General features: G+C 68.5%; 20 protein-coding genes and 1 pseudogene. 14 read left to right on the top strand and 7 right to left on the bottom strand.

Translation table 11 applies throughout. The annotated features are described in order from the left end of the window. The first annotated feature begins 11 nt into the window (after positions 1-11). From ACWEH3_RS05730 to ACWEH3_RS05720, 3 genes are read left to right on the top strand one after another with little or no spacing between them, the layout of a single operon-like run. Complete coding sequence (locus ACWEH3_RS05730; RefSeq protein ID WP_450023438.1) at positions 12-1,199, top strand: MFS transporter; 1,188 nt, start codon at positions 12-14, stop codon at positions 1,197-1,199. A 39-nt stretch (positions 1,200-1,238) separates the two neighbouring features. Further along, complete coding sequence (gene egtD / locus ACWEH3_RS05725; RefSeq protein ID WP_450023474.1) at positions 1,239-2,213, top strand: L-histidine N(alpha)-methyltransferase; 975 nt, start codon at positions 1,239-1,241, stop codon at positions 2,211-2,213. After that, a complete protein-coding gene (locus ACWEH3_RS05720) occupies positions 2,210-3,850 on the top strand; it encodes an MFS transporter (RefSeq protein WP_450023440.1) in 1,641 nt (546 codons plus the stop codon). The genes egtD and ACWEH3_RS05720 overlap by 4 nt, the downstream gene beginning before the upstream one ends. A gap of 87 nt (positions 3,851-3,937) precedes the next feature. Here the strand turns inward: ACWEH3_RS05720 and ACWEH3_RS05715 are convergent, their stop codons facing one another. Next, on the bottom strand, positions 3,938-5,338 hold the full coding sequence (locus tag ACWEH3_RS05715) for an aminotransferase-like domain-containing protein (RefSeq protein ID WP_450023442.1): 1,401 nt from the start codon (positions 5,336-5,338) through the stop codon (positions 3,938-3,940). Positions 5,339-5,410: 72 nt separating this feature from the next. Between ACWEH3_RS05715 and ACWEH3_RS05710 the strand changes: the two genes are divergently transcribed. Then, positions 5,411-5,731: a cupin domain-containing protein gene (locus ACWEH3_RS05710; RefSeq protein WP_450023444.1), complete on the top strand. Its 321-nt coding sequence runs from the start codon at positions 5,411-5,413 to the stop codon at positions 5,729-5,731. Positions 5,732-6,099: 368 nt separating this feature from the next. Here the strand turns inward: ACWEH3_RS05710 and ACWEH3_RS05705 are convergent, their stop codons facing one another. The 3 genes from ACWEH3_RS05705 to ACWEH3_RS05695 all read right to left on the bottom strand — a co-directional run bounded on the left by ACWEH3_RS05705 (position 6,100) and on the right by ACWEH3_RS05695 (position 9,846). Further along, complete coding sequence (locus tag ACWEH3_RS05705; RefSeq protein WP_450023446.1) at positions 6,100-6,759, bottom strand: QsdR family transcriptional regulator; 660 nt, start codon at positions 6,757-6,759, stop codon at positions 6,100-6,102. Positions 6,760-7,023: 264 nt separating this feature from the next. Next, positions 7,024-8,328 carry a helix-turn-helix domain-containing protein gene (locus ACWEH3_RS05700; protein WP_450023448.1) on the bottom strand — a complete coding sequence of 435 codons (1,305 nt, stop codon included), beginning with the start codon at positions 8,326-8,328 and terminating at the stop codon, positions 7,024-7,026. A gap of 201 nt (positions 8,329-8,529) precedes the next feature. Continuing rightward, positions 8,530-9,846 carry a helix-turn-helix domain-containing protein gene (locus ACWEH3_RS05695; RefSeq protein WP_450023450.1) on the bottom strand — a complete coding sequence of 439 codons (1,317 nt, stop codon included), beginning with the start codon at positions 9,844-9,846 and terminating at the stop codon, positions 8,530-8,532. A 258-nt stretch (positions 9,847-10,104) separates the two neighbouring features. Between ACWEH3_RS05695 and ACWEH3_RS05690 the strand changes: the two genes are divergently transcribed. From ACWEH3_RS05690 to ACWEH3_RS05675, 4 genes are all read left to right on the top strand, one after another. Next, complete coding sequence (locus tag ACWEH3_RS05690) at positions 10,105-10,302, top strand: hypothetical protein (protein WP_450023452.1); 198 nt, start codon at positions 10,105-10,107, stop codon at positions 10,300-10,302. Then, positions 10,299-10,475, top strand: coding sequence for a hypothetical protein (locus ACWEH3_RS05685; protein ID WP_452358272.1), 177 nt, complete (start codon positions 10,299-10,301; stop codon positions 10,473-10,475). The genes ACWEH3_RS05690 and ACWEH3_RS05685 overlap by 4 nt, the downstream gene beginning before the upstream one ends. 192 nt (positions 10,476-10,667) lie before the next feature. Continuing rightward, positions 10,668-11,030 carry a hypothetical protein gene (locus tag ACWEH3_RS05680; protein WP_379250625.1) on the top strand — a complete coding sequence of 121 codons (363 nt, stop codon included), beginning with the start codon at positions 10,668-10,670 and terminating at the stop codon, positions 11,028-11,030. Positions 11,031-11,071: 41 nt separating this feature from the next. Then, positions 11,072-12,004, top strand: coding sequence for a hypothetical protein (locus ACWEH3_RS05675; RefSeq protein WP_450023456.1), 933 nt, complete (start codon positions 11,072-11,074; stop codon positions 12,002-12,004). A gap of 9 nt (positions 12,005-12,013) precedes the next feature. Here the strand turns inward: ACWEH3_RS05675 and ACWEH3_RS05670 are convergent, their stop codons facing one another. From ACWEH3_RS05670 to ACWEH3_RS05660, 3 genes are all read right to left on the bottom strand, one after another. Then, positions 12,014-12,490 (bottom strand): hypothetical protein, encoded by a 477-nt coding sequence (locus ACWEH3_RS05670; RefSeq protein WP_450023458.1) that lies wholly within the window; start codon positions 12,488-12,490, stop codon positions 12,014-12,016. A gap of 371 nt (positions 12,491-12,861) precedes the next feature. Next, positions 12,862-13,605: an ABC transporter ATP-binding protein gene (locus ACWEH3_RS05665; protein ID WP_450023460.1), complete on the bottom strand. Its 744-nt coding sequence runs from the start codon at positions 13,603-13,605 to the stop codon at positions 12,862-12,864. 96 nt (positions 13,606-13,701) lie between these two features. Further along, on the bottom strand, positions 13,702-14,748 hold the full coding sequence (locus ACWEH3_RS05660) for an ABC transporter permease (protein WP_450023462.1): 1,047 nt from the start codon (positions 14,746-14,748) through the stop codon (positions 13,702-13,704). A 130-nt stretch (positions 14,749-14,878) separates the two neighbouring features. Here ACWEH3_RS05660 and ACWEH3_RS05655 point away from each other — a divergent pair. The 6 genes and pseudogenes from ACWEH3_RS05655 to ACWEH3_RS05630 all read left to right on the top strand — a co-directional run. Next, positions 14,879-16,036: pseudogene (locus tag ACWEH3_RS05655) on the top strand (sensor histidine kinase); the annotation flags it as partial. A gap of 215 nt (positions 16,037-16,251) precedes the next feature. Continuing rightward, positions 16,252-16,869: a response regulator gene (locus ACWEH3_RS05650; protein ID WP_450023464.1), complete on the top strand. Its 618-nt coding sequence runs from the start codon at positions 16,252-16,254 to the stop codon at positions 16,867-16,869. A 99-nt stretch (positions 16,870-16,968) separates the two neighbouring features. Continuing rightward, positions 16,969-17,310, top strand: a complete 342-nt coding sequence (locus ACWEH3_RS05645; protein WP_452358271.1) for a hypothetical protein — start codon at positions 16,969-16,971, stop codon at positions 17,308-17,310. Positions 17,311-17,480: 170 nt separating this feature from the next. Then, the gene (locus tag ACWEH3_RS05640; RefSeq protein WP_450023468.1) at positions 17,481-17,906 is read left to right on the top strand and encodes a PPOX class F420-dependent oxidoreductase; all 426 of its coding nucleotides are present in this window, start codon (positions 17,481-17,483) and stop codon (positions 17,904-17,906) included. A gap of 24 nt (positions 17,907-17,930) precedes the next feature. Then, positions 17,931-18,680 carry a precorrin-4 C(11)-methyltransferase gene (cobM, locus tag ACWEH3_RS05635; RefSeq protein WP_450023470.1) on the top strand — a complete coding sequence of 250 codons (750 nt, stop codon included), beginning with the start codon at positions 17,931-17,933 and terminating at the stop codon, positions 18,678-18,680. A 409-nt stretch (positions 18,681-19,089) separates the two neighbouring features. Further along, the coding region (locus tag ACWEH3_RS05630) for an amino acid adenylation domain-containing protein (protein WP_450023472.1) at positions 19,090-24,683 on the top strand (5,594 nt) is incomplete at its 3' end.

Raw genomic sequence — 24,683 nt, 5'->3', positions numbered from 1 at the left:
GTCCGCAGCGCATGCTGACCCTGATCACCGCGGCATCCGCTGTCTCCAGCGGAATCTATTTGTCCACCGTGGTCTTGTATTTCACCAGGATCGTGCGTATTTCGCCGATGCGTGTCGGTGTGGGGCTCAGCATCGCCGGCGCCGCCTGCGTTGTCGGCGGAGTACTCGTCGGCAAACTCTCGGATCGGCATGATCCGCTGCTGGTATTGCGTCGCAGTCTGATCGTCGCCGCCCTCGCCACGCTCGGATTCCTCGCGGTCGACGGATTCGCGATGTATTTGCTCGTCGTCCCCGCGGCGGCCGCGGGGCAGGCCTGCGTGCAATTGCTGACCACGGCGATCATCACCAAGATCGTCACCGACCGGGCCAACGAGTTCCGGGCGTACACGCGGTCGGTGCTCAACGTGGGCATCGCCGTCGGCATCGGGATGTCCGCGCTGGCGGTGCAATTCGACTCCGCTCTGCTCTATCGCGCGGCGATCGTCGTCGGCGCGATATTTCTCGCCATGGCGGCGCTGCTGGTCGGCCGACTGCCCGCGCTGCGACCCGTCGATGCCGAGTCGCCCGGCGGCCGCAGCCGGTGGGCGGCATTACGCGACCGGCCGTATCTGGCATTGACGGCGCTCGACGGTGTGCTGTCGCTGCAATACCGCGTCCAGTCGGTCGCCATTCCCTTGTGGATCATCGGCGCGACCACGGCGCCGCGCTGGTCGATCGCCACGCTCGACATGCTCAACATCGCCATCGTCGTGTTGTTCCAGGTCCGCGCCAGCAGGCGCGTCCTCGACGTCCCAGCGGCGGGCGCGGCGCTGCGGCGCTGCGGCTGGGCGTTCCTGGTCGCCTGCGTCCTGTTCGCGTCCACGCGCGGCCACGGCGGCTGGATCGCGGTGCTCATCCTGGTCGCGGGCGGCGCGATCCTGAGCGTGGGGGAGCTGTGGCAGACGGCGGGCGGCTTCGAAGCGTCGAACCTGCTCGCCCCGCCGCGGGAAATCGGCGCGTATCTGGGTGTTTTCAGCATCGGCTTACGGATGGCCGACACCGTCGGCCCGGCGCTGCTCGCCTGGTTGTGCGTCGATGTCGGCGTCGTCGGCTGGTACATCACGGGATTCGTCCTGCTGGCCGCCGGGCTGCTGTCCCCCCTCGTCGTCGCTTGGGCCGAATCGACCCGCGACAGGTACGCGCTCGCTCCGGCGTCGTGACACCGGACGCGAAACCCTTGTACTGGCATTGGAAGGACCATCCCGATGGAAGCGACGATCGACATCCGGATCACCGCGGCGGATCTGGCCGAAGCACTGCGCACGGATGTCCTGACCGGACTGTCCGGACCGCGGAAATGGCTGCCGCCCAAGTGGTTCTACGACACCCGTGGCAGCAAACTGTTCGAGGCGATCACCGACTTGCCCGAGTACTATCCGACCCGCACCGAGCGCGCGCTGCTGCACGCTTGTGCTCAGGAGATCGCGGTCGGGGCCTCCGACGCGACGGAGCTGATCGAACTCGGTTCCGGATCCTCGGAGAAGACCGGTCTGCTGCTGCGTTCGTTCAGTGAACACGGCTCGTCGCGCTCGTATGTGCCCTTGGACGTCTCCGAGTCCGCTCTGCGGGACGCGGTCGGGTGGATCAACGCGGAGTTCCCCCGGATCGAGGTCCACGGCCTGGTCAGTGATTTCACCAACGGGCTCGACTGGCTGCCCCGCCGCGGGCGGAGGATCGTCGCGCTGCTCGGCGGCACGCTGGGCAACCTCGTCCCGGCGGAGCGGGCCGAGTTCTTCGGGCGCCTGCACGACATGCTCGAGCCGGGGGAACAGTTGCTGCTGGGCGTGGGCCTGGTGACCGATCCGGCCGTCATGGTGCCCGCCTACGACGACGCCGCGGGCGTGACGGCCGAGTTCAACCGGAACATCCTGCACGTGGTGAACAACCGGCTCGGCGCGGACTTCGAACCCGAGCGGTTCGCGCACGTCGCCGTGTGGGATCCCGGCAACCGGTGGATCGAGATGCGCTTGGAGGCCACCGCCGACATGACGGTCACCGTCGCGGACCTGGATCTGGTGATCGAGTTCGCCGCCGGTGAGCAGATGCGCACCGAGATCTCGGCGAAGTTCCGGCTGACGGACTTCCACGCCGAGCTGGCCGCGGCCGGGCTCCCGGCGCAGCGATCCTGGACCGATCCCGCCGAGCGCTTCGCCGTGGTGCTCGCGGGCAGATGAGCGACGTCATCGCGGCGGCCGGGGCGACGTTCGCCGAACGTCCCCGGCTGCGGTCCGGCACGGGCCGGTGGATCATGGCCGCCGCCGTGCTCGGTTCGGCGCTGGTCTCCCTCGACACCACCGTGGTCAACCTCGTCGTGCCGCGGATCGGGGCGGACCTCGGCGCCGACATGGTGGATCTCCAATGGGTGGTGAGCGGCTACACCCTCGCCTTGGCGTCGCTGATCCTGGTGGGCGGGGCGTTGGGTGACAGGTACGGCCGTCGCGCGGTATTCGTCTGGGGCAGTGTGGTCTTCGCGCTGGCCTCGGCGTGGTGCGGAGTCGCGCCGGACGTCGTGACGCTCGTGGCGGCGCGGGTGGTGCAGGGGGTCGCGGGTGCGCTGATCACGCCCGGCAGTCTCGCGCTGATCGCGGCGTCGCTGGATCCGCGTGATCAAGGCGCGGCGATCGGCATGTGGTCCGGTCTCGGGGGCGTGGCGGGCGCGGTGGGGCCGATCGTCGGCGGCTGGCTGGTGGAACTGGCCGGATGGCGCTCGGTGTTCCTGATCAATGTTCCGTTGGCCGTGGCCGTGGCCGTCGTGTCGATGCGCCGCGTCCCGGAGTCCCGAGATCCGTACGCGCCGCGGCGGCCGGATCTGCTCGGCACGGCGGTGGTCGCCACGGGCTTGGTGGTGCTGACCTACGGCTTCATCGCGGGGCAGGCGGGGATGCAGGCGGCTGGCGCGGTGCTGGTGGCCGTCTTCGTGATCGTGCAGACCCGCGTCCGCAACCCGCTGGTGCCGCCCGCGCTGTTCCGGTCGCGGCAATTCACCGCGGTCAATCTGGTGACGTTGCCGGTGTATGCCGCCTTGGGGTGTGTGCTGTTCCTGTTGCTGCTCCAGTTGCAGATCGTCGCGGGGTATTCCCCTCTCGTCGCCGGGACCGCCACGATCCCGATCACCGCGATCATGTTGCTGTCGTCGGGCTGCGTCGGGCGGTGGGCGCAGCGGCACGGTGCGCGCCTGCCGATGACGATCGGGCTGCTGCTGTCGGCTGCCGGATCGGTGTCACTGGCCGGAATCGATGCGAACGGTTCATATGCGACCACGGTGCTGCCCGGCGTCGTCCTGCTCGGCGCGGGCATGGCGGTGTTCGTGGCTCCGCTGACCGAATCCGTGTTCGTGTCGGTGCCGACCGAGGAGGCGGGTATCGCCTCCGGCGTCAACAACGCGATCGCCCGCATCGCCCAGTTGCTCGCCATCGCCGCGATCCCCGGCCTGGTCGGCATATCCCGCACGCCGCTCACCGACAGCATCGCCTTCGGCGCGGGCTATCGCGCGGCCATGTGGATCTGCTCGGCCCTGTTCGCCTCGGGCGCCACACTCGCCGCGACCCTCATGCCCAGACCGGCAAGGGACACGGTGGCCGCCCCACCTGCGGCGCGATGGCCGAGCGACATGCTTCCCTTTTCGGCGGACGCGGTGGGCATCGGCGAGTCGCGGACGACCCCGTCGCGAGGTCGTCGGCTGGGCCGCGGCCGGGGTCCGCGTCGGCAACCGGGCGGCGGCCCTTCGGACCACGACGCTCGCCGCCCGCGACCTGCCCACCCGACCGCGCGGCCGGAAAATCGCTCCGGTCAACGTATGCGGAACGAGTGAGTGCGGGGCGGCGCTTACGCCGTGCGTGCGAGTCGGCACGCGTTCGCGCCACTCGGACGGTGCAGCGCAGCCGGAACGGAAGTCCGTTCAAATAGCAAGCGGGGGTGACACCGCGACGGGCTGGTCAGGTGGTTCGTAGGTCCGCCATGCCTCGGCTAATCGGCGTGCGGCTTCGCGCAAATCGTGGGGCTCGGCGACGAAACTGATCCGTATGCGGTCGATGCTGCCGCCGGAGGCGTCCAGCCCGGCACCGGGCAAGATCGCGACCCCGTGTCGCAGTGCGCGCTGAGCGAAGGAGGCGCCGTCCCCACCGGGCAGTCGGATCCACAGCGTCTGGCCACCGGACACCGTGGGGATCTCCCATTCCGGTAGACGCGCGGCCAGTTCGGCCACCAGCAGGTCGTGACCTTCTCTGCGCTGCTGCGAGATTCGTTCCCGCAATCGGTCGAGATCGCGGAGCAGCCAGGTGGCGGCCAACTGTGCTGGGATGTTGCCGCCGAGATCGTGCACCGCGCGCAGCCGAGACAACCGGGCGATCACCGGGACCGGTGCCCGCACCCAACCGACACGCAACCCGCCCCAGACGACCTTGCTGAGCGAACCGATCGATATCACCGATTTGTCGTAGTGGGCCAACGGCGGTGGTGGCGGATCGGTGCCAGGGAATCCGAGATCGGCCAGCACCTCGTCATCGACCAAAGGCACCGCGGCCCTTCTCGCCGACTCGACCAGGGCCCGCCGCCTCGGCGCGGGAAGCACCGCACCTGTGGGGTTGTGGCATGTCGCGACGACATACGCGAGCGCTGCCGAGGTTACCGTGCCCAAGCCGACCGGGCCTGTCCGCAGTACCGTCGCGGCCTCGCGAAACGCCTCGAGCGCGCCGGGGTACGTCGGCGCCTCGACCAGGACGTGGTCACCGGGCCGGAGCAGTGCGCGGGCGAGTAGCGACAGCGCGTGTTGTCCGCCGCCGGTGACGAGAATCTGCTCCGGATCGGTCGGCACGCCACGTGCTCGGTATCGGTCGGCAATCGCCCGGCGCAACAGCGGATGTCCGGTCGGGTGGTAACCGATGTCGCCCGCGACCGCGGCGAGTTCGGGCGCGATGTGCCGATATGCCTGGGCCAGCTCGGGCGGCGGTTTCCCCGGAGCGGCACAAGCGAGCGCGATGACATCGGCGCTCGGCTCGAGCAGTTGCAGAAAGGCTGGGGAATGGGTGGTCTCGCGAGCCGGGACCGTCTCGGGTCCCGCGACCCGGGTGCCACTGCCCTGCCGGCGCACTACGCGACCTTCCGCGCCGAGCAGATCGTATGCCGCTACCACCGTACTGCGCCCGACCGCGAGAGCCTTCGCCAATTTGCGCTCGGGCGGCAGCCGCATGCCCGACCGCAGCTCACCGTCATCGATCAACGCCCGCAGTCGCCGCGCCAGCAGGACATAGAGCGGACCTCGGTCGGTCGACCAGCGACCGAGCCGATCAGCGAGTTCCATTGGCTCCATATACAAACCAATTCTGCCTGATTGGCTCTAGGGTCCCGACCTCGCCACGGCGACGATGAACCCATGAGCAAGATCTCCATTACCGATGTCGTCGACGACCTGAGCGGTCCTTGGCAGCCGCGCGACCTGGCCACCGCCAACGACGCCGTGGTGCGCATCGCTCGCCTGCACGGCGCGTTCCCCTGGCATCACCACGACGAAGACGAGCTGTTCCTCTGCTGGAACGGCACCTTCCGCATCGAATTGCAGGACCATGCGGCGGTAACACTCGGTCCCGGCGAGATCTTCGTGGTTCCTCGCGGAGTCGAGCACCGGCCGGTGGCCGAGGAACCAGCTCACGCGATCATGATCGAACGGCCGGAAACCAGGCAATACGGCAACTAGCCGAGGACGCACGCGACAGCGGTAGAAGCTGCGACGCGCTGAATGGCTTCGACACACTCGCCCGCACGGCATGACCTGAGCGCCCGGCGAGGATCAGACTGCATATCCGTGGCAGTCAGGGAAGTAGCCACAGTCGTTCACAAGGCAGCCGATCATATTCAGTGCTTTGATCGCCGACTTCGAATGCCGATACTTCCGGACAGTGACTCTCGGACCACTTTCGCAACAGGTTTCGGACTGCTGTTCGGCAAGCTATGTAGTCGAATACGCCGGCAGGTCCGGTAAACCTGATGTGGACGTCGGGTTCGCGGGGAAGCGGGGATTCCGCTGAAGAGGTGTACACCTGTCGTCACGCAGCTTCCGGTGGCCTACTCCGCATCCGGACCGCTGGTCTTCCCGCAGGGTAGGAGTGCGTTGACAACCCTGGCGGAACGATCATGGTCGGGCTGCTGGCCGGTGATGAGCCCTAGGTAGGTATAGGACTCCATGACGCGGACCAGTACGTACGGCAGATCTTCGGAAGGAATCGACGACCGCAGGCGACCAGCGGCGGTCTCCTCGCGGACGATCTCGGCGATCAGCTCGATCAGTCGAGCCTCGAAACCGGACGCCTTGGTTGTCAGCAGGCGCAGGGCCAGGTCGCCCTCGCGGTCGATGAAGCGCTGCATGCCCGGATTCGTGTTGACGGCGCGCATGGCCTCGTTCATGACGGCTGCGGCCGGGGACTGACCGGGCGCGGCGGGGGGTCCGGAGTGGCAGTGGGCCTTCCGCGAGCGGGCGAGGGTCGGTTCGATCAGTGACCAGAGAATCTCGGTGAGCAATTGGTCGCGGGAGCCGACCCAGCGATACAGGGTGGCGCGGTCCACGTCGAGACCCTTGGCCAGCGCTTGCATGTCCACCCGGTCGCCGGCGAGGAAGGTTTTGCGGGCTTCGCGGAAGGCGTCGAGAGCGGTCGGACGCGACGTCGCGGTGCCGTCGAGATGGCGCCGCAACGGTGTGTCGGCGGAGCGGGGGTCCTGCCTTGCCATCCTGCGCACCTCCCTGCGGTTGTCTCGGAATACATGCCGACCGGCACAGTATGCTACATTTCGGAGAAACATTGCAATACAGCCACGGATGATTATTTTGGTGCAAAACTGAACCACTATCCGCCACTTCGGCCTCCTGACCCGAACCCGGTGGCATGAGCGGTCTTTAAGCACAATCGTGCAGGTGCGCAGGGACAACCGCCGATCTGACGCATTCGGTCTCGGCGGCTGCGCTGCGCAGTCACATGTCTTGTCGAGCCCAGGTCACGCCCTGCGGGCGAGTGTGTCGAAGCGGTGGCGGAGGTGTTCGGCGTTGTCGCCGTGGGTGTGGGTGGCGGCGGCGCGGACAGGGCGTAGTTCGGCCAAGAGGCGTGGGGAGTTGACGGGGCCTTCGAGCAGGCTGATTGCAGTGTGTGCTTCGGTGATGGCGGAGGCGGTGTCGCCGAGGCCGGCGAGGGCTGCGGCGTAGTAGGCGCGGTACGACGCTTCGTCGCGTGGACGCTGAGTGCCGCGGGTGCCGATAGTTTCCCGGTAGATGCCCACCGCCCGGTCGTGCTGGCCCAGATAGACCCGGCCCCTGGCCTCGATGGATCGAATCTCGAACGGCGTCACGTGGTGCAGCCATACCGGCTCGTCGACATCGTCGAGCCCTCGATCGACCTCGCGCCAGGCGCGCGTCATCGCCCGATCGAAGTCCTGTCGTTCGCCGATCGCCGCATGCGCCACGGCCTCCCGCGCGGAGCGAACGGCATTCAGCCGAGCCGATGGGATCCGGCGAGCAAGGTGACTGGCCCGCTGTGCCAGCCGCACCGGTTCTCGGCTGGTCGGCCGGTCTGTGGTCAGAAACGTCAAGCTGGCCAGCGCATTGGCGAGCAGTTCGTCGTTGTCGGCCTGCTCGGCCATCAGCACCGCTTCGACGTAGCACCGCCGGGCGACGGCTGGGCGACCGGCGTCCAGACAAAGCCAGCCCGCGCATCGAGCGAGTCGGCTCGTCTCGGCCAACAGCCGCACGCCGGTTTCCCGGCCGTAGGTGCCGTGGTCGAGCAGGCGACGAGCCAAACCGTATTGGCGAAGCGCGAATTCGGCGATGTCCCCGCCTCCGAAGTGATTGTCGTGCTGCCACATGCGTTGCGTCAGCGTCTGCAAGTAGTCGACATGGCTGGACCCGACTCGCGTCGGCACCGTGGCCGCCGGAGCTGTTGCCGCCAAGGTGGTGATCGTCGCAGCGAGGCCGAATTGTCTGCGGTCCATGTCGTCGGCTCCTTTACCCCCATCTTCGATGGTCCTCGGATCGGCCGGACCCAGCAAGATTGGCAGCAACGCGGTGCGCGGTACGCCCAGCGCGTCGGCGGCGCGGACCAGTTCGCGGATGTCGAAGATGGTTCCCACTTCTCCGCGCTCGACCCGTCCGGCGTGGGTGCGGTCCCAGTGCAGCAGCGCGCCGAAATCGGCTTGGGATAGCCCCATTTCTTTGCGGACGAGGGCGAGGGCCTGCCCGGGGCGTCCCTCGGCGAGCAACTTGCGGAAGCGCGACGACTTCCATACGCCGTCGATCTCGTTGTCCGTCACTTTCGTCCCCCTGACCCCGAAATTTGCTGTGATGGCGCGACTTTAAGCACGATCGCGCAGGTCGGGAGGGACAATCGCAGATATCGCACGGCTGTTCCCTCGCAGTTGACAATCTCTGGAGGGGCTCCATGTGGCTTCACTCGGTCGATGCAGTCGACTTCGGGCCATTATGGTGGCTGCGCTGCGAAGTCACATGTCACGTCACGCCGTGCGGGCGAGTGTGTCGAAGCGGTGGCGGAGGTGTTCGGCTTTGTCGCCGTGGGTGTGGGTGGCGGCGGCGCGGACGGGGCGTAGCTCGGCCAGGAGGCGTGGGGAGTTGACGGGGCCTTCGAGGAGGGTGAGGGCGGTGTGTGCTTCGGTGATGGCGGAGGCGGTGTCACCGAGGCCGGCGAGGGCTGCGGCGTAGTAGGCGCGGTACGACGCTTCGTCGCGTGGGAAACAGTTCTCATGGCCGACGCTCTCGCGGTACAGCTGCACCGCCCGGCTGTGGTGTCCGAGCATGCCGAGTCCTCGCGCCTCGTGGGCGCGCAGTTCGGCTTCGGTGACGTGCTCCAGCCATGCCGGGTCGTCCGGGCTGTCGAGCCCCCGATCGGCTTCGCGCCAGACTCGCGCCATCGCCCGGCTGAACTCCTGCTCGTCGCCGACGGCCGCGTAGGCTGTCGCCTCCTCGGCGGCCTTCAGCGCGTTCATACGAGCCGACGGTATTCCCCTGACGAGTTCCGTCGAACGTCGTGCGAGGCGCACGGGCTCGGCGAATGAAGCGGGCGAGGACGCGGCGAGATTCGCGAGATCACCGAGGGCGGCGGCCAATAAGGCATTGTCACCGCACTGTTCGGCGAGCAAGACCGATTCCGTGAGGTGCCGCCGGGCCGTGCCGGGGCGATTACTGTCGCGAGCCAACCATGCAACGGTATTCGACAGCCATCCCGTCGCACTGACCAATTCGGCACCTATGCGGTGGCCGTAGGACCTGGAGTCCAGTAGCCGCCGTACGGAGGCGTATTGCCCTGTTGCATAGAGGAATATCGCGCCGCCACCGCGATGATGGTCGTGCTGCCACAGTCGCTCTGTGAGCATACGGATGTACGTGATATGCCCGGTGCCGACGCGAACCGGTTCTGCGTTCCTGGTCGGCGGTATGGAGACACCCGCCACCGCCGTCATTGTCGCTGCCAGGCCGAATTGTCTGCGGTCCACGTCATCGACTCCTTCACAGGCCCCGTTGTCGATGGTCCCCGTGTCGGGGGTGGCGAGCAAGATTGGCAGCAACGCGTTGCGCGGTACGCCCAGCGCGTCGGCGGCGCGGACCAGTTCGCGGATGTCGAAGATGGTTCCCACTTCTCCGCGCTCGACCCGTCCGGCGTGGGTGCGGTCCCAGTGCAGCAGCGCGCCGAAATCGGCTTGGGATAGCCCCATTTCTTTGCGGACGAGGGCGAGGGCCTGCCCGGGGCGTCCCTCGGCGAGCAACTTGCGGAAGCGCGGCGACTTCCATATGCCGTCGATCTCGTTGTCCGTCACTTTCGTCCCCCTGACCCCGAAATCCGATGTTATGAGCGGACTTTAAGCACGATCGCGCAGGTGGGGAGCGACAAGCGCAGATATCGCGCACTTGGTCTCGTGCACTTGACAGCGTGGCGATGCGCCTCCCGTTCCTCGAGGCTCGGGATGCGCGCGCCGTCGGGGTGATGCCGTGCCGGGCACGGCACTCCGGACGCGGTGAGCCGCGAACGGTGGCGAAAGCCCCCGGCGGCGGGCGTTCCCATCGAACGAGAGGTGATGATGAAGCCGAAAGTGGTCGGGTACCTGCGCCGCGACATCTCCGGGCAGCGCACGCGCAGGCACGAGATGGAAATTCGCGCTATGGCGAAGTCGTCGGGTTTCGATCTGGCACGAACGCTGGTCGCCGGTCCGACCGCGCCGCTTCGCTCGCGGCGCTGCTCACCGTGGTCGGCCGCGTCGGCGCGGTCGCGGTGATAACGCCCGCGCTCGACCATGTGCAATTCCGCGCGGACGAGATCATGGCGGTGTGCGCGCTGATCACGCTCGATTCCCGGCACCTCCCGCCGCCCGGCATCGCCGGTCGGCGTCCGGCCGCCTCGCCGCACCCGGGTTTCCCGGGCCCGGGCTGCCTGCCCTGGCAGCGCTGATCCGCGAACTCACGCGGCCCGTGGGCACGGCCGCCGTTCGATCGCGCTGAGCGTGCGGGACCTTGCTGGGATAAACAGACCGTTCGGTAGTAGGTTGCCTTCGTGAGACGTCAACATTCCGGTCCGGAAGCTTGCTCCGGTCGGATGTTGGACCGCTGCCGGGCGGTTCGTCGCAGGTGAAGGTGAGGGTTCATGGCCGAGTACACGCCGACTCTGGTCGCGATCTACGACGTCGGTTATTCGCGGACGCGCCGCGTAGCCGAGTTCAGGTTGGATCCCGGCGGTGGCGTGACGCTCGCGGTGACCGATCGGAACGGATGCCCGCTCGCTGAAAGGCTGTACGAGCGCGGTATCAAAGTCTTCGATTCGCCCGCGCGAATAACGCCGGACGAAGGTCCGCGTTTCCTGCGCGCGCTGCTCGATGCGCAGGCGATGAGCTATTACCGCGTCATCGATGAAACCCCGGACGAGCCGGAGCGGCCCGGCGTGCGCACGCCTTGGTCCGCGATCCCGGCACCGGGCTCGGACGGCGCGGCCCCGCCGCCCGCTCGGTGAGAGACGCTGTCACCCCTCTACTTCGCAATATCACCCGGCGCTTGACCAGAACCCTCGATCTGGGGACCCGGACCGCGGCGGGCACCTACCGGCGCACCAGCAGCACGCTGGATCTCGGTGCTCGCGAGTTCCGGGCAGTCGACGAGCGGTCCGCGCGTCTGGTGGAAGAAGCGCGCACCCAGGTGCGGTCGCACCCGGCGCAGGCGGCTCGGCAGAGGTGGAATTATCAGCCCAGTGCCGCCGAATCCGCCATGCGTGCGCGCCGGTTGACGACCGATGTCGGCTTCGACGGCGATATGAGAGAAGCCGTGGCGAAAAGCTCCACCACAGTGCGGAAGATGCTCTCCGACGACGGGCAATTGAACGTCTACAAACCGATCGATGGCGAGAAATATGACGCGGGATTACCTTTCGTGCACGCGCCCGGTGCGCTCACGAGCCGGGAGATCGCGGCATACCGTGTGGACGAACTGCTCGGCTTCGGCAGAGTGCCGCCGACGGCACGGACCGACGGTGTGATGGGACCGGACGGCCGCCCCAGGCCGGGCATGATTCAGCAATTCGTCGAGTCCGAGCCGTTCAGGCCGGTGGGCGAGTATTCGAGAACTCAGCAGCAGCAAGTCGGGGTACTCGACTACATCATCGGGGCCATGGATCGCCATCCCGGCAACTACCGCACTGTCGAACGCGGTGGGCAGTTGGAAGTGGTGGCCATCGATCACGGTCGATCGTTCCCGCTGTCGCCTCGGCCGCTCGAAATCGAGATCGATTCCGACTTCGTCACGGCGCAGAAGGGTGAACGTCTCGAAGACGACGTCTTTCGCGCGGTGCAGAATGTGGACATGGACCGCTTTCGGGCGGCGCTCGGCGACGCCGGTCTGCACGACAATGCCATCAGCGGCGCGGTGACCCGGCTGGAGAAGATACGTGAGCTCGGCATGATCCCGGCCGACGCCAACGTGCTGCCACCCTGATCCGCTGAGTCATCCGGCCTGCGGGTGCGGGCGCCGCTCGATCGTGTCGCGCGCCCGTGCCCACACTTCTTGTTTCTCGAACGTGGCGGCCTGCCACGAGTCGGTGGCGAGACCGACTCGACCGCGCCACTTCCGCATGATGTCGGCATGCACCGGCCAGCGCACGAACCGCCGCATGTCCTGCTCGGTTTCCCACACCGAGATCGAGCCGCCGCGTGACTCCGACGGCCGAGCCCACAGCCACAGGCCGACCGCGCCGTGCATCACCGGCCAGTTCCGGCCCAGCCGCATTCCCGTCTTGTAGATCGCCTGAACATCCTCTTCGGAGGCGGCCAGAAAGTCGGTCACGCTGACGAACACCGGGCCCCGGCTGTCGTGCAGCGGCCCGGCCTGCCAGGGCATGAGCATGGTTCCGTCGGAAAACGGCTGTTCATCCGTGCCGCTGTGCGGGTCGCCGGAACGGTTCTCGCTAGAGTTGGTAAGCATGAGTAGATGATATGCACAAGCTTATCGAATCGCCAACCCTCACCTTCTGGTCTTCGCGGCCGGCGGTACATCGAACCCGCACCATCCCGCGCCTACCACCGGCAGTGCTCCGATTTGTCGTATCGATCGACTGGATCCGAGTGGTTGCACAGCGGGCGTCTTGCTGTAGTCGGTCGGAGTCGGCACCGCGGCGAGCCATGCGGCAGCCACTCGCGAAACTGGCTGTACACCAATGGAGTTGCTATCCGCCGTCGAGCTGTACCTGGTCGACGGACTAACCGCGACAGGTGTCCGCCGAACTCGAAAGGGTCAGAGGCGCGAGGAGTCCGCTGCGTCCTGTTGCCAACCCGGGCGGTCCGTCAGCTGTCGACCTATGGCGTCACTGGGGCCGCGGCCGTTGCGGTCTCCGGAGTGAGGCGTCCGTCGACCATGCGGTAGACGGCGTTCATGCGGTGTAGGTGGGAGCGGTCGTGGGTGACCAGGAGGGTGGCGGCCTCGTGTTCGTGGGCGACGGACAGGATCAGGTCGATCATCGCGGCGCCGCGTTCGGTGTCCAGTGCGCTGGTGGGTTCGTCGATCACCAGAAGGGACGGTGCGTTCATCAGGGCGCGGGCGATGTTCACTCGTTGCCGTTGACCGCCGGACAGTTGCGCGGGGCGCTTGTCTCGCTGGTCGGCGAGCCCGACCGAGTCCAGTAGTGCCAGTGCGCGGTCGCGGGTCGTTCGGCGGTGTCGGCGTGACGTGATGATCCGCTGTCCGAGATGCGCCATCGCCTCGAGTTGCTCGACGGCGGTGAGTGCCGGGATCAGGTTCGGTTGTTGGAAGACGATGCCGATCGACGAGCGACGTAGTGCGGCGGCTTCGCGACGGGTCACGTCAGCGAGATCGGTTGTGCCCTGGGAGGTTACGAGACGGATGTGCCCGGATTCCGGGCGGATCAGGGTGGCTGTCACAGCTAGCAGGCTGGACTTGCCGGAGCCGGACGGGCCGGTGATGGCGGCGATCTCGCCGCCGGAGACCCGCAGGTTCACTCGGTCCAGGGCGGTGAGCCGGCCGGTGCCGTCGGGGTAGGTGAGCGTCACGTCCGCGAGGGTGAGCGTGGTGGTGGGTGTCATCGAAACTCCGTGCTGAGGGCGGTCGGGCGGTTCGGGTGCGCTGATGAGGCGATCCGGGTGCGGCGGTTGGCGATCGTGCCGTGCGCAGGCCTGCGTTCAGCGGCCCGCGCCGAGCGCGGTGAGCGGGTCGGCGGTGAACAGGAAGCGCAGGGCGAAAGCCGCGCCGAGCAAGCCGAGCAGGATCAGCGCGAGCGAGGGGAGCAGCGTGGTGGCCGGGCTCAGCACGAACGGCACCGCATCGCCGAGCGATGTCGCCGCGGCGACGGTGATCCCGAGGCCGGTCGCGATACCGGCCGTGAGCACGGTGGCGGCTTGGACGAGTGCGTCGCGGATGAGCGACCCCGAAGTCGCCCCCAGCGCTTTGAGCGTGGCGATGTCGGGCATCCGCTGAATCGTCCACACGGTGAAGAACGCGCCGATCACCAGCGCGGAGATGGCGAACAGCAGGGCGGTCATCAGGGTGAGCGAGCCGTTTTCGGCCTGGTAGGAGGCGATCGCCGAGCGCGCTCCCGACAAGTCGGTGGTCCGGGTGTGCGCGGTGGCGTTCACCGCTTCCGGATCGGTCGCCCCCGATACCGCGAGCACGGTGGCCGCGCCGGACCGAGGGTTGAGCGCCTGCCAGTCGGCGAGCGTCATCCAGACCACGGGCGTATGGCTGTACCAGTCGTCGCCGCGCACGGCGGACACGACGAACGCGCGGCCGCCGATCACCACGGAACCGCCGGGCGCGGCACCGAGATCGGCGGCCGCGCCGGTACTGAGCAGCACCGTGCCCGCATCGGTCGCCGGGCGGTTGCCGAATGCCGTGTCCGTGCCGAATAAGGCGACCTGCGCGGGGGCGGAGCCGTCACCTTTCGCTTTGCCGCGGGCGATGCCCACCGGTGTCACGCCGCGGGCGGCGGCGCGCCAAGTCGCGATCTGCTCTCCGGTCAGCATGGATCCGTCGAACGAGGGAGCGCCGCCGGTGTCGGCGAAGACGACAGTGTCGCCGGGCAACGACTCGACGGCCGAGACGTTCTGGTGCGCGAGCCCGGCCGTGAGCCCGCTGAGGAAGCTCACCAAAACCGCCACCAGCGTGACGACGAGTGTGATCAGTGCGAACCGGCCGCGGGCGGCGCGCAGGTCTCGGAGTGCGACGAACATGTCTCCACCCTCGTGCCGCGCCGGGCCGTTTCCATCGCGCCGGAGGAGGAAGCGCGGATGAGCGAAAGTCGGCGGTGGTTTTCCACCTTTCGATGGATGCCCCGGCGATAGCCGTACATAAGCTGGCACCGTGCACTCGTCCCCGTTGACCCCGGTTTTCACCACGTTGCGGCTCGGCCTGCACGTGCTGATGACCGGTCTGGCGGTGGTAGTCGCCGTGCGCGCGGTGCTGCCCGGCGCGGCACATCCGGCCGCGACCGTCGGTCTCGCCGCGGCCTTCCTCGTGGCCTATTTCGCGGGCGCGGGGTTCGCGGGGAAACGGCGCGCGATTCCGGTGTGGCTCGGTGCGCTGACGGTCCTGTGGCTCGGGCTGGTCGTACTCGCGCCAGACGCGGGTTATCTCGCGTTCGGCCTGTTCTTCCTGTACCTGCACCTGCTGCCGCGTCCATGGAACCTCTGCGCCGTGGCCGCCGCGACCGCCGTGGCGGTAGTCGGCTTCGGCCTGCATCGGGGCTGGTCGGTAGCCGGTGTGGTCGGCCCGGTCATCGGAGCCGCCGTCGCGGTCGGGATCGGGCTCGGTTATCAGGCGTTGTTCCGCGAGGCCGCGGAACGACAGCGACTGATCGACGAATTGCTGAGTACCAGAGCGATACTGGCCGAACAGGAACGCACGGCGGGCAAGCTCGCCGAGCGAGAGCGGCTGGCCGCCGAGATCCACGACACGGTCGCGCAGGGGCTGAGTTCCATTCAACTGCTGCTGCACGCGGCCGAGCGGGAAGCGCCGGATCACCCCGCGCTGCAACGGATCCGGCTGGCCAGGGAGGCGGCCGCGGAGAACCTCGCCGAAACCAGGCGACTCATCGCCGAACTGGCTCCCGCCGCGCTGGAGGGACAGTCACTGGCCGAGGCGCTGGAGCGGATCACTCAGCGCGCCGCCGCGCCCGGGTTGAATGCCAGGTTTGTGGTGGAGGGTCCGCCGGAGCGACTGCCCATGCCGATCGAGGCCGCGCTGGTCCGGATCGCGCAGGGCGCGGTCTCGAACGTGATCCGGCACGCCGGTGCTGGCCGGATGCGCGTGACGCTCACCTATGCGGACGACGCGATTCATCTCGACGTGGTGGACGACGGCGTCGGCATCGCTCCCGAACTGCTGGAGCGAAGCCCGTCGGGATCGTTCGGGCTGGCCGCCATGCGGTCGCGGGTACACGAGCAGGGTGGCGTCATGGCGGTCGAGTCCGAGCCGGGGCACACGGCAGTCACCGTGTCCTTTCCGCTCGACACTGCCTCAGGTTGCGCCGAACTCGAAGCGGGCGAACGCGGCGCGGCGCCGCTCGCCATGGCGCATCCGCCGCGCACGGAACCGGCCCGGACGGAATCGACTGCCTCGGACCCGGTCGGGCCGGTCTCCGGCAGTCACGGCGGGCCCGAGACCGGTCCCCCCGACCAGGGCAGAACGGACACCCGAGGCACGGACTCGCGCGACCTCGGCGCGGAGGGTTCCGAGTGATCCGCCTGCTGCTCGCCGATGACCACGCGATCGTCCGCGCCGGATTGCGCGCGCTGCTGGACGTCGCCGACGACATCACCGTCGTGGGCGAGGCGGCCACCGCGGAGGCCGCCGTCGCGTTCTGCGCGACCACGCCGCTCGACCTCGTGCTGATGGACCTGAGTTTCGGGTCCGGCCGGTCGGGAGTCGAGGCGACCGCGCGGCTGCGTGAGTTGCCGAGCCCGCCGAACGTCCTGGTGGTCACCAACTACGACACCGACGCCGACATCCTCGGCGCGGTCGAGGCCGGCGCGTGCGGCTACATCCTCAAGGACACACCGCCCGGCGAATTGCTCTCCGCGGTGCGGTCGGCCGCGGCGGGCGACAGCGTGCTCTCGCCCGCGGTCGCGTCCAAGTTGATGACCAGGGTGCGCCGCGCCGACACCACGCTGAGCAGGCGCGAGATCGAGGTGTTGCGGCTGGTGTCCGACGGCCGGTCCAACCGCGAGATCGCCAAACAGTTGTTCCTCAGCGAGACCACCGTCAAGTCCCACTTGGTGCATATCTACGGAAAACTCGGCGTGCGCTCGCGCACCTCCGCGGTGGCGCGGGCCCGCGAGCGCGGCATGCTGTGACGCGGACGCGCGCGGGAACGGCCGTTCTTCACTGGAGCCGACGCTGCGCCGATCGACTACTGTGACCGACATCGGATTTTCTATCTTCGGGGGTCTCACATGCTGATCTGGGGCTGGCAGAAGCGTATCCACACGCTCGCCATGATCACCTTGATCTGCGGCCGCTGCGGCAATCCCGCCGCGCACGCGCTGCGCAAGCTCGTCACCAAGTTCACGCTCTTCTTCATTCCGCTCTTCCCGCTCAGCACCAAGCATCACCTGGAGTGCACGTGGTGCGGCGCATCGTCACCGGTCGCCGGACCGCAGGTGCCCGACCTCCTCGCCCGCGCGAACGCCGAGACCATGGGCCCCGCCCAGTACCAGCAGCCTGCCGCGGGCGGCCCCAACGCCCAGTGGCCCCAGCAGCCCGCTCCCAACCACGACACCAACTGGCAGCGCTGAGTCCACCGGAGACAGCCAGTGGGTCGGCAGTCCGGCACGGTGCGCGCCGATCGCCTTCCACCGCGATCGATACCGACGCAACGAGCGCATCGCGCGGCCGAACTCAGCCGAACGGAGCCGATCGAACCAACCGAGCCGAGTTGTCGGTAGTCACGACCTAGGGTGAGCGGATGGCCTCTCTTTCCGATCCCGAAGTGCGCGAGTTTCTGACCCATGGCACCCGCACCGGCAAGGTGGCGTTCGTGACGGCTGACGGCAGGCCGATGGTGACGCCGGTGTGGTTCATCGTCGACGGCGACGAACTGGTATTCAACACCGGCAAGTCCACCGCGAAGGGCAAGGCGTTCGCCCGGGACGGCCGCGTCTCGGTGTGCGTCGACTTGGAGGAACCGCCCTACGCGTCGGTCCAGCTGCGCGGCACGGTGACGCTCTCGGAAGACCCGGACGAACTGCTGCGCACCGCCACCGAGATCGCCGGCCGTTACATGGGCGCCGACCGTGCAGAGGAATTCGGCAAGCGCAACGGCGTCCCCGGCGAACTCGTCGTCCGCCTCCGCCCCGAGAAGGTGATCGCCCACTTCGACGCCACCGCCTGAGCGGCGGTCAATACACTCGCGCGCATGACCGTGCACTTCATCGGGGCCGGGCCGGGCGCGGCCGATTTGTTGACGGTGCGCGCGGTCGAGTTGCTCCGCGCGTCGCCGGTGTGCCTGTACGCGGGGACCTATCTGGATCCCGGCGTGCTGGCGTACTGCGCGCCGGACGCCGAACTGGTCGATACCCAGCGCTTGGACCTCGACCAGATCACCGAGCGTCTGGTGCGCGCGGACCGGGCCGGACAGGACGTGGCCCGCCTGTGCTCGGGCGACCCGTCGCTGTATTCGGCGCTGACCGAGCAGACCCGCAGGTTGGACGCGCACGGGGTGCCGTGGGATGTCACACCGGGCGTGCCCGCCTATGCCGCCGCGGCGGCGGTGCTCGGTGCGGAGTTGACCGTGCCGGAGCTGGTCCAGTCGGTCGTGCTGACCCGGACGCAGGCCCGCTCCACCGCGATGCCCGAGTCGGAAGCGCTGGCGAACTTCGCCGCCACCGGCGCCACTCTCGCGCTGCACCTGGCCGTCACCCGCACCCGCGCATCGGCCGCCGAACTGGCCGCCGAGTACGGCCCGGACTGCCCGGTCGCTGTCGTCTACCGCGCCAGCCAGCCCGAGCAATTGATCCTGCGTGGGACCCTGGCCGACATCGCCGACCAGGTCGAGGCCGCCGGACTGCGGCATGCCGCGGTGATCCTGGTGGGCCGCGCGCTCACGCCGGCGGTGTCGTGCGCGGAATCCCACCTCTATGACCCGGCGCGGGTGCGCGGGTCGTGACGGCGGGTGCCATAGGCGCCCGCCTCCTGCGGCGCGAAAGCGCCGGTTTGGGGCGGGGGTGACGCATGTGAGAACCGCAACATCCTCCTGGCAAACCGCTTACGGCTCCACTACCTGCGTTGATGTTCGTCCGCTATGACGATTGGTTGGTCGGCTGCCGGGGGCGACGGTAGATTGATCCGGTGATTCGCAAAGAAGGTCCCGGCGGAGCCGGTCGGTGGGTTCTGGGCACGGGCGGGCCCATGTAACGTGCCCGGCCGGTTGGACAGATAGTTCAATTGAACATTTTTGCCTGATTTGATGTGAGAACTGAACCTGGAGACGCAGGCGCCACGCTCGGATAGGTGGAGCGCCCTCTCCGGGTGTGGTCGGGGAGCGCTTGCGTGGTGTTCCGGAAGCGAGGTTACGGTTGGACCGGCTGGATTTCGGCGGAAACGGCGAAACTGGTGGCGAACGGGCACACGCTGCGTCTGGGGTAGCACCCGACCTGTCGGGTGCGTTCCCGTTGTCTCCCGCTCAGCTGGGCATCTGGTACGCGCAGCACGTCGACCCGCAGGTGCCGGTCACGATCGCGCAGTACGTCGACCTGCACGGTGAGCTGGATGTCGATGTGCTCGAGCGGGCCAGCATCGACGCGTCGCACGAGTTGGGTTCCGGGTTCCTGCGGATCGTCGAGCGCGATGGCGAGCCGCTGCAGTTCGTCGACCATTCGATCGCCGATTACGACAAGGTCGTGTACGTCGATCTGCGCGGCGAGGCCGATCCGGCCGCCGCAGCGATGGCGTGGATGCGCGCGGAGTACAGCCGTCCGTTCGACCTGCTGAACGACCGATTGATCAAGGTCGCGGCGCTGCAGTTGGCCGACGATCATTGGTACTGGTACTCCCGCGCTCACCACATCGCGCTCGACGGCTTCGGCGCGATGACCAACCTCAACCGCATCGCGGAGCTCTACACCGCCTACGTCAACGGCACCGAACCGGCTGTTTCCAAAGCCACCGACCTGCACACGCTGTACGAGCAGGAGATCGCCTATCGGGAGAGTTCCCGCTTCGCCTCCGACAAGGAGTATTGGGCGCAGCGGGTGGCGGGGCTGGAGGAAGGCACCAGCCTGACCGGCCGTTCCGCGCCGCCCGCGGCGATCAACGGCATCGCCAGCGCCGCGCTGTCGGATGAGCAGAACAGTTTGCTGGACGCGGCGGTCGCGCGGCACGATTCCTCGCCCGCCGGTCTGCTGCTGGCCGGTTTCGCCGCGTACCTGGCGCAGTGGAACGGCGTCGAGGACGTCATCCTGAGCCTGCCGGTGACCGCGCGCACCACCGCGGCGATGCGCCGCTCGGGTGGTGTGTCGTCGAACATCGTGCCGCTGCGGCTGCACGTCGGCCACGACACGACGGTGTCGGAGCTGCTCAAGCAGGTAGCGGTCGAGGTGTCGGGCGCGTTGCGGCACCAGCGGTACCGGCACGAGGACATCCGCCGCGACGCGGCCGGTGACGGTGTGGTGACCACGGAGTTCTTCGGACCGTGGGTCAACATCATGCTGTTCGGTGACGAGATCGTGCTCGGCCCGATGGTCGGCCAGCTCAGCGTGCTGTCGACCGGCAGCATCGAGGATCTGGGCGTCAACTTCTATCAATCGGTCGCGGGCACGCGTTCGCATATCGACTTCGAGACCAATCCCAACCTCTATACCGAGGACGAGGCGCGCAGCCACCACGGCCGCTTCCTGGAGTTCTTCGATCGTTTCCTGGCCGCCGAGGCGGACGACACCGTGTGGGGCCTTCCGGTCGCCACCGCCGAGGAGCGCGAGCGGACGCTGCTGGAGTGGAACGACTCGGAGCAGGACGTTCCGCAGACCACGCTCGCGGCGCTGCTGGACGCGCAGATGTCGCGGACGCCGGACAACATCGCGCTCGATTTCGAGGGCGCGACCCTGGCCCACCCGTCGCCCGACCACCACCCCTCATCGAGTCGCTCCGCGACGCTGACGTATCGGGAGTTCGACGCGCGGGTCAACCGGCTGGCCCGTTTCCTGATCGCCGACGGTGTGGGCCCGGAGTCGCTGGTCGCGCTGGGCATGCGCCGCTCGCTGGAGCTGGTGATCGGCATGCACGCGGTGCTGAAGGCCGGTGGCGCGTACGTGCCGATCGATCCGGATCATCCGGCCGAGCGCACCTCCTACATCCTCGACAGCGCCGCGCCGGTGTGCGTGCTGACGCACTCGGCCGACGAGCTGGAGCTGCCGCAGGCGGTGCGGCGGGTGGAGATCGACACCCTGGACACCTCGGCGTACTCCGCCGACCCGGTGACCGACGCCGACCGCCTGGCGCCGCTGCGTCCGGACAACACCGCCTACGTCATCTACACCTCGGGTTCGACCGGCCGCCCCAAGGGCGTGGCGGTCACCCACCACGCGATCGTCAACCAGCAGCTGTGGATGCTCGACGAGTACCGGCTGACTGCGGAAGACGTGTACCTGCAGAAGACCGCGACCACGTTCGACGTGTCGCTGTGGGGTTACTTCCTGCCGCTGATGGTGGGCGCGAAGCTGGTCATCGCGTCGCCGGACGGGCACCGCGACCCGCTGTATGTGGCGGAGATGATCGAACGGCACGGCGTCACCGTGACCGACTTCGTCCCGTCCATGCTGACGGTGTTCGTCGCGCACGCCACGCAGGCCCAATGCGCGACGCTGCGCGCGGTTTTCGTGATCGGCGAGGCGTTGCCGCCGGAGACCGCCGCGGGCTTCCGCGCCATCACCGACGCGGGGCTGCACAACCTGTACGGCCCGACCGAGGCCGCGGTCTCGGTGACCTACTGGGAGGCCACGGCCGCCGACACGGTGACCGTGCCGATCGGTATCCCGGAGTGGAACGTCCAGGTCTACGTGCTGGATTCGCGGTTGCGCCCGGCAGCGATCGGCGCGCCCGGTGAGCTGTACCTGGGCGGGCGTCAGCTCGCCCGCGGCTACCGCGGACGTCCCGACCTGACCTCGGATCGCTTCGTCGCGAACCCGCTGTCGAGCACGGGTGAGCGGATGTATCGCACCGGCGACCTCGTGCGCTGGAACGAAGCGGGCACGCTGGAATACATCGGCCGCACCGACTTCCAGGTGAAGTTCCGCGGCCAGCGCATCGAGCTGGGGGAGATCGAGACCGATCTGCTCGCCCACCCCGCGGTCAGCCAGGCCGTCGTGCTGGTGGTGGACACCGCGACCGGTCAGCAGTTGGTGGCCTACGTCGTGCCCGCTCCCGGCCACAGCGTGGAACCGGTGGAGCTGACCAGGTTCGCCGCCGAGCAGCTGCCCAGCTACATGGTGCCCGCGTCGATCATGGTGCTGGACGCCTTCCCGCTCAACACCAGCGGCAAGCTGGACCGCAAGGCGCTGCCGGAGCCGGTGTTCAGCGCCGACGCAGGCGACTTCCGCGCGCCGCGCACCCAGGCCGAGCAGATCGTGGCGGGCATCTTCGCCGACGTGCTCGGCCAGGACCGCATCGGCATCGACGACAACTTCTTCGACCTGGGCGGCAACTCGCTGGTCGCCACCCAGGTGGTGGCGCGCATCGGCGCCGCGTTCGGCGCCCAGATCGGGGTGCGCGCGCTGTTCGAGACCCCGACCGTCGCCGGTATCGCCGCGCGCGCGGAAAACGCCGCGCCCGTGGGCGAATCGCGTCCGCCGCTGGTGGCCCAGCAGTTGCCGGAGCGGGTGCCGCTGTCGCTGGCACAGCAGCGTATGTGGTTCATCAACCAGTTCGACCCGACCGTGCCGACCTACAACCTGCCGTTCGTGGTGCGGTTGCGCGGCCAGGTGGACCTGGACGCGTTGCAGTCGGCGCTGCTGGACGTGGTCGAGCGGCAGCAGTCGCTGCGCACGATCTTCCCCGAGTCCGGCGACGGCGGCTACCAGCAGGTGCTTCCGGTCGATCAGGTCGATCTCGGCATCGAGGTGCAGCCGATCGACGAGGCCGAATTGCACGGCGCGCTGGCCGAATTCGCCGCGTGCGGCTTCGACGTCTCGACCGAGCTGCCGATCCGGGTGCGGGTCTTCGCGGTCACCGGCGGGCGTGGCAACGGCGCGGCCGACTACGCGTTGGCGTTCGTCGTGCACCACATCGCGGCCGACGGCTTCTCCTTCGGCCCGCTGGCGCGCGATGTGGCCGCCGCCTACCTGTCCCGCAGCGCGGGCGAGGCGCCGAGCTGGGCGCCGTTGCCGGTGCAGTACCAGGACTTCAGCGTGTGGCAGCGCGAGCTGCTCGGCGCGGAATCCGATCCCGCGTCCATGGCGGCGCGCGAGATCGCCTATTGGCGCAGGGCATTGGCGGGTCTGCCGGATCAGCTCGACCTGCCCGCGGACCGCCCGCGCCCGCCGGTGCAGAGCTTCCACGGCAGCCGGGTGAGTTTCGACATCGACGCCGAGTTGCACCGGCGGCTGGTCGCGCTGGCCCGCGCCCAAGGCGTCAGCCTCTTCATGGTCATGCACGCCTCGCTGGCCGTGCTGCTGGCCCGGTTGTCCGGCACCAGCGACATCGCGATCGGCACCCCGGTGGCCGGGCGTGGCGAGCAGGCGCTCGACGACCTGATCGGCATGTTCGTCAACACCCTCGTGCTGCGTTCGGAAGTGGACGGCAGCGAGTCCTTCGCCGAATTCCTCGGCCGCACCAGGGAAACCGATCTCGCCGCGTTCGCATTCGCGGACGTGCCGTTCGAGCGGCTGGTCGAGGTGCTCAACCCGACTCGTTCCCAGGCGCGGCACCCGCTGTTCCAGGTGATGCTGTCGTTCCAGGAGATGTCGCACGCGACCCTGGAACTGCCCGGGCTCTCGGTCACCGCCGACGAGCTCGAGGTCGACATCGCCAAGTTCGACCTGCAATGGACGGTCACCGAGGAACGCGGCGCGAACGGTGAGCCCGCCGGCATGGGCGCGGTCATCTCCTTCGCCACCGACCTGTTCGACGCGCCCACCGTCGCCGAGTTCGGCCGCCGCTACCTGCGCGTGCTGGAAGCCGCCGTCGCCGCGCCGGGAACCACGGTGCGCGACATCGAGATCCTCGACGGGGCCGAGCGCGCCCGGGTGCTGACCGAGTGGAATCACACCGGGCACGACGTGCCCGCCGCCACCGTGCTCGAGCTGTTCGAGGAGCAGGTGCGGGGCAGGCCGGACGACCCGGCCGTCCTGTTCGACGGCGGCACGCGCGGCGCGGAGGAGTTCGGCGCGCCGATCGAGCTGACCTACGCCGAGTTCGCCGCGCGGGTGAACCGCTTGGCGCGCAAGCTGATCGAGGCGGGTGTCGGCCCGGAGACGTTGGTCGCGGTCGGCATCCGCCGCTCGGTGGACATGCTGGTGGCGATCTACGCCACGCTGACCGCCGGTGGCGGCTACGTGCCGATCGACCCCGACCACCCGGCCGAGCGCACCGAATACGTGCTCGACAGCTCGTCTCCGGTGTGCGTGCTCACCACCACCGGCGACAACGTCACCGCCGCCGACATCCCGGTGCTGACGCTGGACACCCTGGACCTGAGCGGATTCGGCGACGAGCCCGTCACCGACGCCGAGCGCCGCGCCCCGCTGCGCGCCGCGAACACCGCCTACGTGCTCTACACCTCCGGCTCGACCGGCCGCCCCAAGGGCGTCGCGGTCAGCCACGCGTCGGTGGTCAACCAGATCGCCTGGATCACCGCCGAATACCGGATCGGCCCGGCCGATGTGATCCTGCAGAAGACGCCGGTCACCTTCGACGTGTCGGTGTGGGAGCTGTTCGGCACGCTGGCCGTCGGCGCCCGCATGCTGATCGCCGCGCCCGACGGCCACCGCGATCCGATCTACCTGTCGGAGATCATCGGACGGCACCGGGTCACCATGACCTCGTTCGTGCCGTCCATGCTCTCGGTGTTCGCCGGATCCGCCGACACCGCCGAATGCGCCTCGCTGCGCGCGGTTCTGGTCGCCGGTGAGGCGCTGCCGCCCGCGACCGTCACCGCGTTCCGGCAGTTCTCCACCGC

The organism is Nocardia sp. NPDC004718 (assembly GCF_053601535.1).
This window is presented reverse-complemented; position numbering and strand designations above follow the sequence as displayed.

Coding starts and splice junctions, on each gene's coding strand:
- ACWEH3_RS05730 (WP_450023438.1), top strand. CDS start 12: ATGCTGACCCTGATCACCGCGGCATCCGCTGTCTCCAGCGGAATCTAT.
- ACWEH3_RS05720 (WP_450023440.1), top strand. CDS start 2,210: ATGAGCGACGTCATCGCGGCGGCCGGGGCGACGTTCGCCGAACGTCCC.
- ACWEH3_RS05715 (WP_450023442.1), bottom strand. CDS start 5,338: ATGGAACTCGCTGATCGGCTCGGTCGCTGGTCGACCGACCGAGGTCCG.
- ACWEH3_RS05710 (WP_450023444.1), top strand. CDS start 5,411: ATGAGCAAGATCTCCATTACCGATGTCGTCGACGACCTGAGCGGTCCT.
- ACWEH3_RS05705 (WP_450023446.1), bottom strand. CDS start 6,759: ATGGCAAGGCAGGACCCCCGCTCCGCCGACACACCGTTGCGGCGCCAT.
- ACWEH3_RS05690 (WP_450023452.1), top strand. CDS start 10,105: ATGATGAAGCCGAAAGTGGTCGGGTACCTGCGCCGCGACATCTCCGGG.
- ACWEH3_RS05680 (WP_379250625.1), top strand. CDS start 10,668: ATGGCCGAGTACACGCCGACTCTGGTCGCGATCTACGACGTCGGTTAT.
- ACWEH3_RS05670 (WP_450023458.1), bottom strand. CDS start 12,490: ATGCTTACCAACTCTAGCGAGAACCGTTCCGGCGACCCGCACAGCGGC.
- ACWEH3_RS05665 (WP_450023460.1), bottom strand. CDS start 13,605: ATGACACCCACCACCACGCTCACCCTCGCGGACGTGACGCTCACCTAC.
- ACWEH3_RS05660 (WP_450023462.1), bottom strand. CDS start 14,748: ATGTTCGTCGCACTCCGAGACCTGCGCGCCGCCCGCGGCCGGTTCGCA.
- ACWEH3_RS05645 (WP_452358271.1), top strand. CDS start 16,969: ATGCTGATCTGGGGCTGGCAGAAGCGTATCCACACGCTCGCCATGATC.
- ACWEH3_RS05640 (WP_450023468.1), top strand. CDS start 17,481: ATGGCCTCTCTTTCCGATCCCGAAGTGCGCGAGTTTCTGACCCATGGC.
- cobM (WP_450023470.1), top strand. CDS start 17,931: ATGACCGTGCACTTCATCGGGGCCGGGCCGGGCGCGGCCGATTTGTTG.